Origin of the sequence: Enterobacter sp. I4, assembly GCF_022669095.1 — a bacterium.
Lineage (GTDB): Bacteria > Pseudomonadota > Gammaproteobacteria > Enterobacterales > Enterobacteriaceae > Enterobacter > Enterobacter pasteurii.
On sequence record NZ_JALBUO010000002.1, the window covers coordinates 738,209 to 754,661 of the forward strand.

The window sequence follows — 16,453 nt, forward strand, 5'->3', positions numbered from 1 at the left end:
CCGAAAAAAAATTTGCGAAAGTGTTACCATCGACTCTCTTTTGACGGTGGCAGGACGAGGTAAATGAGTGGACTCAGGCAGGAGTTGGGGCTGGCGCAGGGCATTGGCCTACTCTCAACGTCATTGTTAGGTACGGGCGTATTTGCGGTTCCCGCCCTGGCGGCGCTGGTAGCAGGAAATAACAGCCTGTGGGCGTGGCCGGTGCTTATCGTGCTGGTATTCCCGGTAGCAATCGTGTTTGCCATCCTCGGCCGGCACTTCCCTAGCGCGGGCGGCGTAGCGCATTTTGTCGGTATGGCGTTTGGTCCGCGGCTGGAGCGCGTGACCGGCTGGCTGTTTCTGTCGGTGATCCCCGTCGGCCTTCCGGCGGCCCTGCATATCGCGACCGGGTTTGGACAGGCGCTGTTTGGCTGGCACGACCACCAGCTGCTGCTGGCTGAACTGGGTACGCTGGCGATTATCTGGTGGGTCGGCTCACGCGGGGCCAGCTCCAGCGCCAATCTGCAAACGCTGGTCGCGGTGTTAATCGTCGCGCTGATCGTCGCCATCTGGCTTGCGGGCGACATTACCCTGGCGGATATTCCTTTCCCCGCGGTGAACGATATCGATCGTCCGCAGCTATTTGCTGCGTTATCCGTCATGTTCTGGTGTTTCGTCGGCCTTGAGGCGTTCGCTCACCTGGCATCCGAATTTAAACAGCCCGAGCGTGATTTTCCGCGCGCCCTGATGATTGGCCTGCTGCTGGCGGGCACCGTGTATTGGGCCTGTACGGTACTGGTGCTGCACTTCAACGCGTTCGGCGACGATAAAGCCGCCGCCGCGTCGCTGCCGGGCATCGTGGTGCAACTGTTTGGCGTAAAAGCGTTGTCGGTGGCCTGCGTAATTGGGTATCTCGCCTGCTTTGCCAGCCTCAATATTTATATTCAGAGCTTCGCCCGGCTGGTGTGGTCTCAGGCACTTTATAAACCGGAAAGCCGCCTGGCTCGCCTTTCTGCACGGCAGCTTCCGATAAATGCGCTGAATACCGTACTGGGCTGCTGTGCGGTGAGTTCCCTGGGCATTTATCTACTCGACATCAACCTTGACGCGCTGATTGTTTACGCCAACGGTATTTTCATCATGATCTACCTGCTGTGCATGCTGGCGGGCTGTCGGCTGCTGAAGGGACGCTATAAGGCGCTGGCGGCCGTCGGGTGTGTGCTGTGTCTGGTGCTACTGGCGATGGTGGGCTGGAAGAGCGTGTACGCTATCGTCGTGCTGGCGGGGCTGTGGGCGTTCTTACCGAAGCGGAGCAGTCTGTGAAATAAAGCCCGGTGGCGCAACGCTTACCGGGCTTAACATTCCTTATCGATCGTCCTTGTGATCTAAGCGGTCACGCTGGTCGTCCTTGCGCTGGTATTCCCCTTCAAAGGTATCTCCCGGCCCGGTACTGAACCCACCGCCCGGCATACGGCTGAATCGCAGATGCGGCAGCAGCTTCAGAGTCAGGTGCTTCTGCACCGGCGGCAGCAGCAACAGCAGGCCGAGGAAGTCGGTGAAGAACCCCGGCAGGATCAGCAGCAGGCCAGCAATAATCAGCGACACGCTTTTGATCATTTCGGCTGCCGGGCTTTCGCCTGCCGCCATCTTCTGCTGCATTAACAGGAAATTTTTGAAACCCTGATTACGCACCAGCGACATGCCGATGACGGAGGTGAAGATCACCAGAATCAGCGTCAGCAGGACGCCCAGCACGTGGGCAACCTGGATGAAAATCGAAATCTCAATGTAAACATAGAGAAAGAAAGCAATAAATGGTATCCAGCGCACTGGCATCTCCTGTGTGGCAGGTGCCTTCGGGCCCCTGTCTGAATGTGTTCGCGAAGCGCGTAGGTTAGAGATGGAGACGGTTAGCCAAAATTCAATCGGTTTGCACGGATATTTTTTTTGGAAATATTAAAGCGGTGACCCATTTCACAGATTAATAATTATCATGGAATCGGGTCGATAATAAGTGATCCAGCTTACGGCAATTCGCTATCATCAGCATATGATCTCGAACATCGGGCCGATTGAGGGAATAATCGTCGGTCAGAAAATATTCAAAACCACATATATACTGTGTGTTTAGTACAATCCATCGGCAGCTTGAAAAGAAGGTTCACATGTTAAACAACATTCGTATCGAAGAAGACTTGTTGGGTACCAGGGAAGTTCCAGCGGATGCCTATTATGGTGTTCATACTCTGAGAGCGATTGAAAACTTCTACATCAGCAACAGCAAAATCAGCGACATCCCTGAATTTGTGCGTGGCATGGTGATGGTAAAAAAAGCCGCGGCTCTGGCGAACAAAGAGCTGCAAACCATTCCTAAAAGCGCTGCAAATGCGATTATCGCCGCGTGCGATGAAGTGCTGAACAACGGCAAGTGCATGGATCAGTTCCCGGTTGACGTCTATCAGGGCGGCGCGGGTACCTCCGTCAACATGAACACCAACGAAGTACTGGCAAACATCGGCCTGGAACTGATGGGCCATCAGAAAGGTGAATACCAGTACCTGAACCCGAACGACCACGTTAACAAATGTCAGTCCACCAACGACGCCTACCCAACCGGCTTCCGCATCGCGGTGTATGCCTCTGTGGTGAAACTGGTGGACGCGATTAACCAGCTGGGCGATGGCTTCCAGCGTAAAGCCGTTGAGTTCCAGGACATTCTGAAAATGGGTCGTACCCAGCTTCAGGACGCGGTGCCAATGACCCTCGGCCAGGAGTTCCACGCGTTTAACGTGCTGCTGAACGAAGAGACCAAAAACCTGCTGCGCACCTCCGAACTGCTGCTGGAAGTGAACCTGGGCGCAACCGCCATCGGTACACGCCTGAACACGCCGGATGGCTATCAGCAACTGGCGGTACAGAAGCTGGCAGAAGTGTCTAACCTGCCGGTGGTGCCTGCCGAAGATCTGATTGAAGCTACCTCCGACTGCGGCGCCTACGTGATGGTGCACAGCGCGCTGAAGCGTCTGGCGGTGAAGCTGTCCAAAATCTGTAACGACCTGCGCCTGCTCTCCTCCGGCCCGCGCGCTGGCCTGAACGAAATCAACCTGCCAGAGCTGCAGGCGGGTTCTTCCATTATGCCAGCCAAGGTGAACCCGGTGGTGCCAGAAGTGGTGAACCAGGTTTGCTTCAAGGTTATTGGTAACGACACCACCGTCACCATGGCTTCTGAAGCCGGTCAGCTGCAGCTGAACGTTATGGAGCCGGTGATTGGCCAGGCGATGTTTGAATCCATTCATATCCTGACTAACGCCTGCTACAACCTGCTGGAAAAATGCATCAACGGCATCACCGCCAATAAAGAGGTGTGCGAAGGCTACGTGTACAACTCAATCGGGATCGTCACTTACCTCAACCCGTTCATCGGCCACCACAACGGCGACATCGTCGGGAAGATTTGTGCCGAAACCGGTAAGAGCGTGCGTGAGGTCGTTCTCGAGCGAGGATTGTTGACCGAAGCCGAACTGGACGATATCTTCTCCGCCCAGAACCTGATGCACCCGGCGTATAAAGCGAAACGATATACCGATGAAAGCGAACAGTAACCGTTCAGGCTAAGCTTCCGAAAGGCACGTCACTTGTGACGTGCCTTTTTTCTTTATGGGCGTTACCAAAACACAACAATTCAATATCAACTTGTTAATGAGCAAGGCAGGTCTTTATGTTTGGAGCAGAACTCGTCATCGTCCTGTTGGCGATTTATTTGGGAGCAAGACTCGGGGGTATCGGCATCGGTTTTGCCGGCGGTCTCGGTGTGCTCGTACTTACCCTTATCTTTCAGATTAAACCCGGCGCCATCCCGTTTGACGTTATCGAAATCATCATGGCGGTTATTGCCGCTATCGCGGCCATGCAGGTCGCTGGCGGTATGGACTACCTGGTGAGCCTGGCGGAGCGTATGCTGCGTCGCCATCCTAAATACATTACCTTCCTTGCCCCGCTGGTGACCTGGTTTATGACCATTCTCGCCGGTACTGGCCACACCGCCTTCTCCACGCTGCCGGTGATCACCGAAGTGGCGAAAGAGCAGGGTATTCGCCCGTCCCGCCCGCTTTCTATTGCCGTGGTGGCATCCCAGATTGCAATCACCGCGTCGCCTATTTCCGCGGCCGTGGTCTTCTTCGCGGGTATTCTTGAGCCGATGGGCGTGAGCTACCTGACGCTGCTGGCAATTTGCATTCCGGTGACGCTGATTGCGGTAATGATCACCGCCGTGCTGTGCAACTTCCTCGGTGCCGAGCTGAAAGACGATCCCGTTTACCAGGAGCGTCTGGCAAAAGGCGAAGTGAGCCTGCGCGGTAGCCAGGTCTTCAGGCTGAAGCCGCACGCAAAACGCTCCGTGCTGCTGTTCCTGATTGGTATCGTTGCCGTCATGTTCTACGCGACCGCCATCAGCGACACGGTAGGCCTCATTCAGAACCCGGTTCTGCCGCGTAACGAAGCGATTGTGGTGTTCATGCTGACCATCGCAACGCTGATTAGCATCACCTGCAAAATCGACACCAGCGAAGTGCTGAACGCCAGCACCTTCAAATCCGGCATGAGCGCCTGCGTGTGCGTACTGGGCGTGGCGTGGCTTGGTGACACCTTCGTAAAAGCGTACATCAGCGATATCCAGACCGTCGCAGGCGACCTGCTGCACAACTATCCGTGGCTGCTGGCGGTGGTGCTGTTCTTTGCCGCGACGCTGCTGTACTCCCAGGCGGCGACCACCAAAGCGCTGATGCCTGCGGCACTGATGCTGGGCGTTACGCCGCTGACGGCGATTGCCTCTTTCGCGGCCGTTTCCGCCCTGTTCGTTCTGCCAACCTATCCAACCCTGCTCGCCGCGGTTGAGATGGATGACACCGGCTCAACCCGTATCGGTAAATACGTGTTTAACCACGCGTTCCTGATCCCGGGCGTGGTGGCGATTACGCTTTGCGTGGTCCTCGGCTTTATCATCGGCGGCATTGTGCTGTAAACGATTAGCCGTTGTAAAAATAGTTAAAATCGGGCCGCTCTGCGGCCCGTTTCATTAATGACCAGACGCCTTGCGTGATATAGTGAAGACTTTCGTGATGAGGAGGTCAGCTTGTGAACACGCCTGATGCTGTTGTTGTACTGTGTACCGCCCCTGATGAAGCTTCTGCCCAGGATCTCGCCGCCAAAGCGTTGGCCGAAAAACTGGCTGCCTGCGTCACGCTGCTTCCCGGCGCTACCTCCCTTTATTACTGGGAAGGCAAGCTGGAGCAGGAGTATGAAGTCCAGATGTTGCTTAAAACCAATCTGACAAATCAGCAGGCGCTCCTCGACTGCCTCAAGTCTCATCATCCATACCAAACCCCGGAACTGCTGGTGCTGCCAGTGGTCCACGGCGATAACGACTATCTCTCATGGCTCAACGCTTCCTTACGCTGATCCTGCTGCTGTGCAGCACGTCAGTTTTTGCCGGGTTGTTTGACGCGCCCGGCCGTTCGAACTTTATTCCTGCCGACCAGGCGTTCGTTTTTGACTTCCAGCAGAACCAGCACGAGCTCAGCCTCACCTGGCAGGTAAAAGAGGGGTATTACCTCTACCGCAAGCAGGTCAGCATCACGCCGGCAAAGGCTAACGTCGGTGCATTGCAGATGCCCGCGGGCGAGTGGCACGAGGACGAGTTCTACGGTAAAAGTGAAATTTATCGTCAGCGCTTAAGCGTGCCCGTCACGGTGAACCAGGCGGATAAAGGCGCTACGCTGACGGTGACCTATCAGGGCTGCGCCGACGCCGGATTCTGCTATCCGCCGGAAACGAAGGTCGTACCGCTCAGCGAAGTGAAAGCGGCTGTCGCCCTTTCTCCGCCCCCCTCCGGCGAGAGCAGCGAAGGCAATACAGACCTTCCGTTCTCAGCGCTTTGGGCCTTACTGATTGGCATTGGCATCGCCTTTACCCCCTGCGTGCTGCCGATGTACCCGCTTATCTCTGGCATCGTGCTGGGCGGCAAACAACGTCTTTCCACCGCCCGCGCGCTGCTTTTGGCCTTTATCTACGTGCAGGGCATGGCATTAACCTATACGGCGCTTGGCCTGGTGGTCGCCGCTGCCGGGTTGCAGTTCCAGGCTGCGCTTCAGCATCCTTATGTGCTTATTGGGCTGTCAGCGGTATTTGTCCTGCTGGCGCTGTCGATGTTTGGTCTGTTCACCCTGCAGCTGCCCTCTTCCCTGCAAACCCGCCTGACGCTGATGAGCAATCGCCAGCAGGGCGGCTCTGCGGGCGGGGTATTCGCCATGGGGGCTATCGCAGGGCTGATTTGCTCTCCCTGCACCACCGCGCCGCTGAGCGCCATCCTGCTGTACATTGCGCAGAGCGGCAACATGTGGCTCGGCGGCGGAACGCTGTACCTCTACGCGCTGGGCATGGGCCTGCCGCTGATTCTGGTGACGGTGTTTGGCAATCGCCTGCTGCCGAAGAGCGGCCCGTGGATGGAGACGGTGAAAACTGCATTCGGTTTTGTCATTCTGGCGCTGCCGGTGTTCCTGCTGGAGCGTATCATCGGTGACGCCTGGGGCATTCGCCTGTGGGCGATGCTTGGCGTGGCCTTCTTCAACTGGGCGTTCATCGTCAGCCTGGGGGCGAAAAAACCGTGGATGCGTCTGGTGCAAATTCTTCTGCTGGCCGCCGCGCTGGTGAGCGTTCGTCCTTTGCAGGACTGGGCGTTCGGCACCCCGAGTGCCCAGGCGCAGGCGCATCTGAATTTCACCCCGGTTAAAAACGTGGATGACCTCAACCACGCACTGGCACAGGCGAAAGGTAAACCGGTCATGCTCGACCTCTATGCCGACTGGTGCGTGGCCTGCAAGGAGTTTGAAAAATACACCTTCAGCGATCCGCAGGTACAACGCGCCCTGAACGACACCGTTCTGCTTCAGGCAAACGTAACCGCCAACAGCGCGCAGGATAAAGCCCTGCTGAAGCAGCTTAACGTGCTCGGCCTGCCTACCATCCTTTTCTTCGATGAAGAGGGGAATGAGCAGCCAGCGCAGCGCATAACCGGGTTTATGGACGCAACGGCTTTCAGCGCGCATTTGCGCAATCGCCAACCGTAAACAACACTTTAGACGGGACAAACCGTTGGGAATAGCGGAGGAGATAACCGTGCAACGCGAAGACGTACTGGGACAAGCCCTGCAATTACTTGAGATTCAAGGGATCGCCAGCACCACGCTTGAGATGGTCGCCGACCGTATCGATTACCCTCTGGATGAACTTAAGCGCTTCTGGCCGGATAAAGAGGCGCTGCTTTACGATGCCCTGCGCTATCTCAGCCAGCAGGTAGATATCTGGCGCAGGCAGCTATTGTTGAATGAAGAGCTGAGCACAGAGCAAAAGCTGCTGGCGCGCTATACCGCGCTGACGGAGTGTGTAAGCAACAACCGCTATCCCGGCTGCCTGTTTATCGCCGCCTGCACCTACTTTCCCGCTCCTGGACACCCTGTTCATCAGCTGGCCGATCGGCAAAAACGGGCAGCGTACGAATTCACGCACGAGCTGCTGACCACGCTTGAAGTGGATGACCCGGCAATGGTGGCGAAGCAGATGGAGCTGGTCCTGGAAGGTTGCCTGAGCCGTATGCTGGTGAACCGTAGTCAGGCGGACGTGGATACGGCGCACCGTCTGGCGGAAGATATCCTGCGGTTTGCTCAGTGTCGTGCGGGTGGGGCGTTAACGTAAGCGTAGTTTGGCTTTTTTGCACCAAAAGCCAGCACATTGCCGTAAAGTTGAGCAGTTGAACCGCTTTTCCCGAAATAGTGTTGACGATCTCACGTGATTGCGGTTTAATGCGCTCCGTTGCCCGGATAGCTCAGTCGGTAGAGCAGGGGATTGAAAATCCCCGTGTCCTTGGTTCGATTCCGAGTCCGGGCACCACTATTCTAAGAACCCAGCCTATGGCTGGGTTTTTGCTTTTCTGCATATACTCCGCATTAAGTTCCTGTCCTGCCAGGCCGGTTTGAATTTTATCTACCCGCTTCTACCCGCCATTATCAGGCCGATATCTTTATCCTCTTCTTCTTCTCGTGCATGAGCGCACAGGCTTTACGAGAGGCGCTACGACGCGGTAAGTTCTTAAGCATAGACGTGGGGAGGGATCGTTCGATCGACATTGCCGGGTGGCGTTTTCACCTTTCCCGGCCTGCCATACGCACAGCACTTTTTTGCGTTTAAAACGCACAAAGCAAAAAACCCCGCACCTTACGGTACGGGGTTCTTCTTGATTGATGCCTGGCAGTTCCCTACTCTCACATGGGGAGACCCCACACTACCATCGGCGCTACGGCGTTTCACTTCTGAGTTCGGCATGGGGTCAGGTGGGACCACCGCGCTAAAGCCGCCAGGCAAATTCTGTTAATCTGTATCAGGCTGAAAATCTGTCTCTTCGCCAAAACATCTTCGGCGTTGTAAGGTTAAGCCTCACGGTTCATTAGTATCGGTTAGCTCAACGCATCGCTGCGCTTACACACCCGACCTATCAACGTCGTCGTCTTCAACGTTCCTTCAGGACTCTCAAGGAGTCAGGGAGAACTCATCTCGGGGCAAGTTTCGTGCTTAGATGCTTTCAGCACTTATCTCTTCCGCATTTAGCTACCGGGCAGTGCCATTGGCATGACAACCCGAACACCAGTGATGCGTCCACTCCGGTCCTCTCGTACTAGGAGCAGCCCCCCTCAATTCTCCAGCGCCCACGGCAGATAGGGACCGAACTGTCTCACGACGTTCTAAACCCAGCTCGCGTACCACTTTAAATGGCGAACAGCCATACCCTTGGGACCTACTTCAGCCCCAGGATGTGATGAGCCGACATCGAGGTGCCAAACACCGCCGTCGATATGAACTCTTGGGCGGTATCAGCCTGTTATCCCCGGAGTACCTTTTATCCGTTGAGCGATGGCCCTTCCATTCAGAACCACCGGATCACTATGACCTGCTTTCGCACCTGCTCGCGCCGTCACGCTCGCAGTCAAGCTGGCTTATGCCATTGCACTAACCTCCTGATGTCCGACCAGGATTAGCCAACCTTCGTGCTCCTCCGTTACTCTTTGGGAGGAGACCGCCCCAGTCAAACTACCCACCAGACACTGTCCGCAACCCGGATTACGGGTCTACGTTAGAACACCAGCCATTAAAGGGTGGTATTTCAAGGGCGGCTCCACGCAGACTGGCGTCCACGCTTCAAAGCCTCCCACCTATCCTACACATCAAGGACCAGTGTTCAGTGTCAAGCTATAGTAAAGGTTCACGGGGTCTTTCCGTCTTGCCGCGGGTACACTGCATCTTCACAGCGAGTTCAATTTCACTGAGTCTCGGGTGGAGACAGCCTGGCCATCATTACGCCATTCGTGCAGGTCGGAACTTACCCGACAAGGAATTTCGCTACCTTAGGACCGTTATAGTTACGGCCGCCGTTTACCGGGGCTTCGATCAAGAGCTTCGCGTTGCCGCTAACCCCATCAATTAACCTTCCGGCACCGGGCAGGCGTCACACCGTATACGTCCACTTTCGTGTTTGCACAGTGCTGTGTTTTTAATAAACAGTTGCAGCCAGCTGGTATCTTCGACTGATTTCAGCTCCACCCGCAGGGGCTTCACCTACATATCAGCGTGCCTTCTCCCGAAGTTACGGCACCATTTTGCCTAGTTCCTTCACCCGAGTTCTCTCAAGCGCCTTGGTATTCTCTACCTGACCACCTGTGTCGGTTTGGGGTACGATTTCGTGTTACCTGATGCTTAGAGGCTTTTCCTGGAAGCAGGGCATTTGTTACTTCAGCACCGTAGTGCCTCGTCATCACACCTCAGCGTTAAAAAGGTACCGGATTTACCTGGAACCTCCGCCTACATGCTTAAACCGGGACAACCGTCGCCCGGCTAACATAGCCTTCTCCGTCCCCCCTTCGCAGTAACACCAAGTACAGGAATATTAACCTGTTTCCCATCGACTACGCCTTTCGGCCTCGCCTTAGGGGTCGACTCACCCTGCCCCGATTAACGTTGGACAGGAACCCTTGGTCTTCCGGCGAGCGGGCTTTTCACCCGCTTTATCGTTACTTATGTCAGCATTCGCACTTCTGATACCTCCAGCACCCCTCACAGGACACCTTCAACGGCTTACAGAACGCTCCCCTACCCAACAACGCCTAAGCGTCGCTGCCGCAGCTTCGGTGCATGGTTTAGCCCCGTTACATCTTCCGCGCAGGCCGACTCGACCAGTGAGCTATTACGCTTTCTTTAAATGATGGCTGCTTCTAAGCCAACATCCTGGCTGTCTGTGCCTTCCCACATCGTTTCCCACTTAACCATGACTTTGGGACCTTAGCTGGCGGTCTGGGTTGTTTCCCTCTTCACGACGGACGTTAGCACCCGCCGTGTGTCTCCCGTGATAACATTCTTCGGTATTCGTAGTTTGCATCGGGTTGGTAAGCCGGGATGGCCCCCTAGCCGAAACAGTGCTCTACCCCCGAAGATGAGTTCACGAGGCGCTACCTAAATAGCTTTCGGGGAGAACCAGCTATCTCCCGGTTTGATTGGCCTTTCACCCCCAGCCACAGGTCATCCGCTAATTTTTCAACATTAGTCGGTTCGGTCCTCCAGTTAGTGTTACCCAACCTTCAACCTGCCCATGGCTAGATCACCGGGTTTCGGGTCTATACCCTGCAACTTAACGCCCAGTTAAGACTCGGTTTCCCTTCGGCTCCCCTATACGGTTAACCTTGCTACAGAATATAAGTCGCTGACCCATTATACAAAAGGTACGCAGTCACCCCATAAAGAGGCTCCCACTGCTTGTACGTACACGGTTTCAGGTTCTTTTTCACTCCCCTCGCCGGGGTTCTTTTCGCCTTTCCCTCACGGTACTGGTTCACTATCGGTCAGTCAGGAGTATTTAGCCTTGGAGGATGGTCCCCCCATATTCAGACAGGATACCACGTGTCCCGCCCTACTCTTCGAGTTCACAGCATGTGTGCTTTCGTGTACGGGACTATCACCCTGTACCGTCGGACTTTCCAGACCGTTCCACTAACACACAAGCTGATTCAGACTCCGGGCTGCTCCCCGTTCGCTCGCCGCTACTGGGGGAATCTCGGTTGATTTCTTTTCCTCGGGGTACTTAGATGTTTCAGTTCCCCCGGTTCGCCTCGTTAGCCTATGTATTCAGCTAACGATAGTGCAACGAATTGCACTGGGTTTCCCCATTCGGACATCGCCGGGTCAAGGGTTCATATCACCTCGCCGGCGCTTTTCGCAGATTAGCACGTCCTTCATCGCCTCTGACTGCCAGGGCATCCACCGTGTACGCTTAGTCGCTTAACCTCACAACCCGAAGATGTTTCACTTCTGATTGCGAAAATTTGAGAGACTCGAACACACATGAGCTGTGTGTCGTTTCAATTTTCAGCTTGATCCAGATTTTTAAAGAGCAAATATCTCAAACGTCACCCGAAGATGAGTTTTGAGATATTAAGGCAGGTGACTTTCACTCACGAACCAGCAAGTGGCGTCCCCTAGGGGATTCGAACCCCTGTTACCGCCGTGAAAGGGCGGTGTCCTGGGCCTCTAGACGAAGGGGACACTGAAGTCTCAATCGCAAGACGCCTTGCTGTTTACTTTTCATCAGACAATCTGTGTGAGCACTGCAAAGGCAGGTTCTTTAAGGTAAGGAGGTGATCCAACCGCAGGTTCCCCTACGGTTACCTTGTTACGACTTCACCCCAGTCATGAATCACAAAGTGGTAAGCGCCCTCCCGAAGGTTAAGCTACCTACTTCTTTTGCAACCCACTCCCATGGTGTGACGGGCGGTGTGTACAAGGCCCGGGAACGTATTCACCGTAGCATTCTGATCTACGATTACTAGCGATTCCGACTTCATGGAGTCGAGTTGCAGACTCCAATCCGGACTACGACGCACTTTATGAGGTCCGCTTGCTCTCGCGAGGTCGCTTCTCTTTGTATGCGCCATTGTAGCACGTGTGTAGCCCTACTCGTAAGGGCCATGATGACTTGACGTCATCCCCACCTTCCTCCAGTTTATCACTGGCAGTCTCCTTTGAGTTCCCGGCCGGACCGCTGGCAACAAAGGATAAGGGTTGCGCTCGTTGCGGGACTTAACCCAACATTTCACAACACGAGCTGACGACAGCCATGCAGCACCTGTCTCAGAGTTCCCGAAGGCACCAATCCATCTCTGGAAAGTTCTCTGGATGTCAAGAGTAGGTAAGGTTCTTCGCGTTGCATCGAATTAAACCACATGCTCCACCGCTTGTGCGGGCCCCCGTCAATTCATTTGAGTTTTAACCTTGCGGCCGTACTCCCCAGGCGGTCGACTTAACGCGTTAGCTCCGGAAGCCACGCCTCAAGGGCACAACCTCCAAGTCGACATCGTTTACGGCGTGGACTACCAGGGTATCTAATCCTGTTTGCTCCCCACGCTTTCGCACCTGAGCGTCAGTCTTTGTCCAGGGGGCCGCCTTCGCCACCGGTATTCCTCCAGATCTCTACGCATTTCACCGCTACACCTGGAATTCTACCCCCCTCTACAAGACTCTAGCCTGCCAGTTTCGAATGCAGTTCCCAGGTTGAGCCCGGGGATTTCACATCCGACTTGACAGACCGCCTGCGTGCGCTTTACGCCCAGTAATTCCGATTAACGCTTGCACCCTCCGTATTACCGCGGCTGCTGGCACGGAGTTAGCCGGTGCTTCTTCTGCGGGTAACGTCAATCGGCAAGGTTATTAACCTTACCGCCTTCCTCCCCGCTGAAAGTGCTTTACAACCCGAAGGCCTTCTTCACACACGCGGCATGGCTGCATCAGGCTTGCGCCCATTGTGCAATATTCCCCACTGCTGCCTCCCGTAGGAGTCTGGACCGTGTCTCAGTTCCAGTGTGGCTGGTCATCCTCTCAGACCAGCTAGGGATCGTCGCCTAGGTGAGCCGTTACCCCACCTACTAGCTAATCCCATCTGGGCACATCCGATGGCAAGAGGCCCGAAGGTCCCCCTCTTTGGTCTTGCGACGTTATGCGGTATTAGCTACCGTTTCCAGTAGTTATCCCCCTCCATCAGGCAGTTTCCCAGACATTACTCACCCGTCCGCCACTCGTCAGCAAAGCAGCAAGCTGCTTCCTGTTACCGTTCGACTTGCATGTGTTAGGCCTGCCGCCAGCGTTCAATCTGAGCCATGATCAAACTCTTCAATTTAAGTTTGATGCTCGTGAATTAAACTTCGTAATGAATTACGTATGTTCACTCAGAGACTTGGTATTCATTTTTCGTCTTGCGACGTTAAGAATCCATGTCACTTTGAGTGCCCACACAGATTGTCTGATAAATTGTTAAAGAGCAGTGCAACGCGGCTTTCGCTCACCGTTGCGAGGTGGCGTATATTACGCTTTCCTCTTTCAGAGTCAACCCGTTATTTCAGGATTTTTTCTCTTCAGCCGACCGGGCTGTCTGTGAAGTGATTCACAACCGCCGTGTCGATGGAGGCGCATTATAGGGATCCCAGTTTTTAGCACAAGTACTTTTTAGATCTTTTTTTCCAACTGATGATTTTCCGTGCTTTTCGCTGAAATCCCGCCCGATCCGCTTAAAAATTGACGCATTTTGCCTTGCCTCGATCCACGAATACGATCAAAGTCTTCTTTATAGCGTTCATCTGTATCGAGGTAGATATGTCTTCAGTATTACGTCCCTATAAAGATCTGTTCCCACAGAAAGGCGATCGCGTGATGATCGATGCCAGCAGCGTGGTCATTGGTGATGTTCGCATGGCCGATGATGTCAGCATTTGGCCGCTCGTGGCGATCCGCGGCGATGTTAACTATGTAGCTATCGGTGCACGCACCAATATTCAGGACGGCAGCGTACTGCACGTAACGCATAAATCGTCCTACAACCCGGAAGGCAATCCACTCATCATCGGGGAAGACGTCACCGTCGGCCATAAAGTGATGCTCCACGGCTGCACGATCGGTAACAGAGTTCTCGTTGGGATGGGATCTATTTTGCTGGATGGCGTGACGGTAGAAGATGACGTCATGATTGGTGCTGGAAGCCTTGTTCCGCAAAACAAACGCCTGGAAAGTGGCTATCTCTATTTAGGCAGCCCGGTAAAACAGATCCGCCCCTTAAAAGAGGCGGAAATCGAAGGATTGAAATATTCAGCGAACAATTACGTAAAATGGAAGAATGACTATCTGGATCAGGATAACCAGACCCAGCCCTGATCGTCTTCCTGCCCATCGCGGATTAAATCGCTGGCTTCCTCTTCAAGATCCCAGCGATTTTCGCAAAACACCGCCAACGGATCTGAACCATCAAAGCGCTGGAGCAGCGTGTCCCTTTTAATTGCACAGGTCAGCTGCATTCCATGCACCAGCACCGGGAAGCAGACCGCTTGCCTGCTCTCATCCCAGATTTCTCTGTCGGGAAAATGAATCGCCTGATTCACGCTGTCAGTTCCTGTTTCAGCTTTTCGATAACCGGTTCTACGGCAGGTAACACACCGTGCCACAGCAGCACCGCATGTGCCGCCTGCCCCACCAGCATACCGAGGCCATCAGCCAGATGTTTTGCACCCTGTTGCTCACACCAGGTCAGAAAAGGCGTCTTTCCTGATTGATAAAACATGTCATAGGCGTAGATATGGGAATGTATCAGGCTCGCGGGAATTGCCGGGATCTCTCCATTTATACCGCTGGAAGTGGCATTGATGACCAAATCGAATTCGTGCCCCGCGAGATCATCCAGCGCTACCGCGGTTACGCTGCCCGTATGTTCGAACAATGCCGCCAGCGCTTCTGCTCTGGAGAAGGTACGGTTGGTTATTGTTACCGCGCAGTCCAGTGAAAGGAGAGGAAGCAATACGCCGCGCGACGCTCCCCCCGCGCCGATCAGCAGGATCCGAAAGCCTGGTTTGATAAACGACAGTCTTTGCAGATCGCTAAGTAAACCTATGCCATCGGTGTTATCACCCAGAAGGCGACCATCTTCAAGCCGCTTAAGCGTATTGACGGCGCCTGCGAGGGACGCTCGCTCGGTCAGTTCATCCGCACGCCCGAAAGCCTCTTCTTTAAAAGGCACCGTAATGTTCGCACCTTTACCGCCAGCATCAAAAAAAGCGTTCAGCGTCGGTATAAATGCATCAACGGGTGCAAGGACCCTGCCATACGGGTGATCTATCTGCAACTGCCCGGCGAACAGCTGATGAATCAGAGGCGACTTGCTGTGTGCAATCGGATTACCAAAAACAGCATAGGTTTCCATCATATTACCCCTGGCGAAAACGTTCGCCGGTTAAGGCGTCGCGAATTTCCGACGGGTTAAGACGACCACCGGTTTCACCCACGGCGACCGGGAAATCATTCCCGAACTGCGCCAGAACGTCTTCCGTAGTACGGCAAGGAGGGAGACCGGTCAGGTTGGCACTGGTTGAAACCAACGGTTTGCCAAACGCCTGGCATAACTCCACCACCAGCGGATGGTCGGTTACACGCACCGCGAGCGAATCGAAACGGCCCGTTAACCAGCGCGGCGTAGTCGGTTGCGCAGGAAAAACAAACGTCACGGGACCAGGCCACGCAGAGAAAATGGTTTCCCGCTGTGCAGGCGTCAGCATGGAATCATCAATATAAGGCTTAAGCTGCTCGTAATTCGCAGCGATCAAAATCAATCCTTTTTCCACAGGACGCTGTTTAAGCGCCAGCAACCGGCTAACGGCGACTTCGCTGTCAGGATCGCACCCGACCCCAAAAACGGCTTCTGTTGGATAGGCGATGACTTCTTCTTTTTTCAGGACTTCCACCGCCTGCGCGATGGAGCCTGATGGCAGGTTATTATTCACTGATTTGATCCGCCGAAACCGGCTTTCCACATTGTTTACTGGCGCAAAAGCGTTTCATGCCTTGCGCCGTTTTCTTCTCTATAAGTAACGGATAATCGCAATGAGCGCAGACACCCGCTACTGGTTTGAAATTGATAACGAACTGGCATTCAGGATAGCGATCGCATGAATGGAAGGTCTTACCATAACGGGAGCGGCGCTGCACCAGTTGCCCACGCTGGCACTGAGGGCAGGCAATTGCCGTCTCATCTGGCTTATCAATTTGTTCCGTATGTTCACATTCCGGGTAACGACAGCATCCGATAAACATCCCGAAACGTCCCTGCCGCAGCGCAAGTACACCCCCACAGAGCGGACAGAGCTGACCCTCCAGAATTTTAACAATATGTCCGTCCGCCTGGCTTTTCAGGGGACGAACATAATCACATTCCGGATAGTGTGAACAACCGAGAAACGGACCGTGTTTCCCGGACCGAATAACAAGTTCAGCCCCACACTGTGGGCAGGGCTCGTTTTTATGCACCGTGAAGAGTGCTGATTTGGCCATAACAACTCTTGTTGCT

12 protein-coding genes, 2 tRNA genes and 3 rRNA genes are annotated in these 16,453 nt (G+C 54.4%); 8 read left to right on the top strand and 9 right to left on the bottom strand.

The window, feature by feature from the left end:
• Positions 1–63 precede the first annotated feature (63 nt).
• Positions 64–1,302 (top strand): L-methionine/branched-chain amino acid transporter, encoded by a 1,239-nt coding sequence (gene yjeH / locus MOQ06_RS15840; protein ID WP_242173905.1) that lies wholly within the window; start codon positions 64–66, stop codon positions 1,300–1,302.
• Between the two features lie 42 nt (positions 1,303–1,344).
• Here yjeH and MOQ06_RS15845 read toward each other — a convergent pair whose 3' ends face one another.
• On the bottom strand, positions 1,345–1,809 hold the full coding sequence (locus MOQ06_RS15845) for an FxsA family protein (protein ID WP_176608913.1): 465 nt from the start codon (positions 1,807–1,809) through the stop codon (positions 1,345–1,347).
• A 335-nt stretch (positions 1,810–2,144) separates the two neighbouring features.
• Between MOQ06_RS15845 and aspA the strand changes: the two genes are divergently transcribed.
• The 6 genes from aspA (at position 2,145) to MOQ06_RS15875 (ending at position 7,923) form a co-directional block, all read left to right on the top strand.
• On the top strand, positions 2,145–3,581 hold the full coding sequence (gene aspA, locus MOQ06_RS15850) for an aspartate ammonia-lyase (RefSeq protein ID WP_003855923.1): 1,437 nt from the start codon (positions 2,145–2,147) through the stop codon (positions 3,579–3,581).
• A gap of 116 nt (positions 3,582–3,697) precedes the next feature.
• Positions 3,698–4,999 (top strand): anaerobic C4-dicarboxylate transporter, encoded by a 1,302-nt coding sequence (locus MOQ06_RS15855; RefSeq protein WP_242173907.1) that lies wholly within the window; start codon positions 3,698–3,700, stop codon positions 4,997–4,999.
• Between the two features lie 113 nt (positions 5,000–5,112).
• Positions 5,113–5,436: a divalent cation tolerance protein CutA gene (gene cutA, locus MOQ06_RS15860; RefSeq protein WP_059354422.1), complete on the top strand. Its 324-nt coding sequence runs from the start codon at positions 5,113–5,115 to the stop codon at positions 5,434–5,436.
• The gene (locus tag MOQ06_RS15865; RefSeq protein ID WP_242173909.1) at positions 5,412–7,103 is read left to right on the top strand and encodes a protein-disulfide reductase DsbD; all 1,692 of its coding nucleotides are present in this window, start codon (positions 5,412–5,414) and stop codon (positions 7,101–7,103) included. Before cutA ends, MOQ06_RS15865 begins: the two co-directional genes overlap by 25 nt.
• 49 nt (positions 7,104–7,152) lie before the next feature.
• Complete coding sequence (locus MOQ06_RS15870) at positions 7,153–7,728, top strand: transcriptional regulator (protein WP_242173913.1); 576 nt, start codon at positions 7,153–7,155, stop codon at positions 7,726–7,728.
• A 119-nt stretch (positions 7,729–7,847) separates the two neighbouring features.
• Positions 7,848–7,923, top strand: a tRNA-Phe gene (locus MOQ06_RS15875).
• A gap of 352 nt (positions 7,924–8,275) precedes the next feature.
• On the opposite strand, the gene rrf is transcribed toward MOQ06_RS15875, so the two are convergent.
• From rrf to MOQ06_RS15895, 4 genes are all read right to left on the bottom strand, one after another.
• A 5S ribosomal RNA gene (gene rrf, locus MOQ06_RS15880) occupies positions 8,276–8,391 on the bottom strand.
• Positions 8,392–8,455: 64 nt separating this feature from the next.
• Positions 8,456–11,361: ribosomal RNA gene (locus MOQ06_RS15885) — 23S ribosomal RNA — on the bottom strand.
• A 182-nt stretch (positions 11,362–11,543) separates the two neighbouring features.
• A tRNA-Glu gene (locus MOQ06_RS15890) sits at positions 11,544–11,619 on the bottom strand.
• Positions 11,620–11,704: 85 nt separating this feature from the next.
• Positions 11,705–13,246: ribosomal RNA gene (locus MOQ06_RS15895) — 16S ribosomal RNA — on the bottom strand.
• Together the 16S, 23S and 5S rRNA genes with 1 tRNA gene alongside form the textbook arrangement of a ribosomal RNA operon.
• 473 nt (positions 13,247–13,719) lie before the next feature.
• Here MOQ06_RS15895 and MOQ06_RS15900 point away from each other — a divergent pair.
• Positions 13,720–14,274 (top strand): gamma carbonic anhydrase family protein, encoded by a 555-nt coding sequence (locus MOQ06_RS15900; protein WP_176609351.1) that lies wholly within the window; start codon positions 13,720–13,722, stop codon positions 14,272–14,274.
• Here MOQ06_RS15900 and MOQ06_RS15905 read toward each other — a convergent pair.
• The 4 genes from MOQ06_RS15905 to MOQ06_RS15920 are packed head-to-tail and all read right to left on the bottom strand — an operon-like array spanning position 14,250 to position 16,437.
• Positions 14,250–14,498 (bottom strand): DUF1488 domain-containing protein, encoded by a 249-nt coding sequence (locus MOQ06_RS15905; RefSeq protein ID WP_148422731.1) that lies wholly within the window; start codon positions 14,496–14,498, stop codon positions 14,250–14,252. The genes MOQ06_RS15900 and MOQ06_RS15905 overlap by 25 nt on opposite strands.
• A complete protein-coding gene (gene aroE, locus MOQ06_RS15910; RefSeq protein WP_242174441.1) occupies positions 14,495–15,313 on the bottom strand; it encodes a shikimate dehydrogenase in 819 nt (272 codons plus the stop codon). Before aroE ends, MOQ06_RS15905 begins: the two co-directional genes overlap by 4 nt.
• A gap of 4 nt (positions 15,314–15,317) precedes the next feature.
• Positions 15,318–15,890: an L-threonylcarbamoyladenylate synthase type 1 TsaC gene (gene tsaC / locus MOQ06_RS15915; protein ID WP_148422732.1), complete on the bottom strand. Its 573-nt coding sequence runs from the start codon at positions 15,888–15,890 to the stop codon at positions 15,318–15,320.
• Entirely contained in the window at positions 15,883–16,437 is a 555-nt protein-coding gene (locus MOQ06_RS15920) for a topoisomerase DNA-binding C4 zinc finger domain-containing protein (protein WP_242173916.1), read from the bottom strand. The genes tsaC and MOQ06_RS15920 overlap by 8 nt, the downstream gene beginning before the upstream one ends.
• Between the last annotated feature and the right edge of the window lie 16 nt (positions 16,438–16,453).

Coding starts and splice junctions, on each gene's coding strand:
- MOQ06_RS15855 (WP_242173907.1), top strand. CDS start 3,698: ATGTTTGGAGCAGAACTCGTCATCGTCCTGTTGGCGATTTATTTGGGA.
- aspA (WP_003855923.1), top strand. CDS start 2,145: ATGTTAAACAACATTCGTATCGAAGAAGACTTGTTGGGTACCAGGGAA.
- MOQ06_RS15865 (WP_242173909.1), top strand. CDS start 5,412: ATGGCTCAACGCTTCCTTACGCTGATCCTGCTGCTGTGCAGCACGTCA.
- yjeH (WP_242173905.1), top strand. CDS start 64: ATGAGTGGACTCAGGCAGGAGTTGGGGCTGGCGCAGGGCATTGGCCTA.
- MOQ06_RS15920 (WP_242173916.1), bottom strand. CDS start 16,437: ATGGCCAAATCAGCACTCTTCACGGTGCATAAAAACGAGCCCTGCCCA.
- aroE (WP_242174441.1), bottom strand. CDS start 15,313: ATGGAAACCTATGCTGTTTTTGGTAATCCGATTGCACACAGCAAGTCG.
- MOQ06_RS15900 (WP_176609351.1), top strand. CDS start 13,720: ATGTCTTCAGTATTACGTCCCTATAAAGATCTGTTCCCACAGAAAGGC.